Here is a 465-nt window from a genome sequence, read left to right as displayed (position 1 = left end):
ATGCCCAGCCTGATCCTGCATTGATTTCGCTGCCGCCGCCGCTTGCTCAACTAACGCCGCATTTTGCTGGGTCGTTTCATCCATTTGACTGATCGCCCGGTTCACCTCTTCGATACCCATGCTCTGCTCATGACTCGCCGCCGTGATTTCACTCATGATATCGGTAACGCGCTGTACACTTGTCACTACCTCATGCATGGTCGTGCCTGCCTGCCCAGCCTGTTTATTACCCACCTCAATTTTCTCGACAGAATCGTCGATCAACGACTTGATTTCTTTTGCCGCTGCCGCACTGCGTTGTGCCAGACTACGCACTTCAGAAGCGACCACGGCAAATCCGCGTCCTTGTTCGCCCGCACGCGCCGCTTCTACTGCAGCGTTCAATGCCAGAATGTTGGTCTGGAATGCGATACCGTCAATCACTCCGATAATATCAGCGATCTTGCGTGCCGATTCGTTAATGGC

The 465-nt window shown here is 53.8% G+C and carries 1 protein-coding gene; it reads right to left on the bottom strand.

Features of this window, described 5'->3' with window-relative positions; translation table 11 throughout:
- Positions 1-465 (bottom strand): methyl-accepting chemotaxis protein (locus EJE49_RS11740; protein ID WP_223246937.1); only part of this gene is annotated, 465 nt, incomplete at both ends.

Source organism: Sulfuriferula thiophila (assembly GCF_003864975.1).
In the GTDB taxonomy this organism is placed as follows: Bacteria; Pseudomonadota; Gammaproteobacteria; order Burkholderiales; family Sulfuriferulaceae; genus Sulfuriferula; species Sulfuriferula thiophila.
The sequence above is the reverse complement of the archived record's forward strand: the minus strand, read 5'-3'. Positions and strand labels throughout refer to the sequence as shown.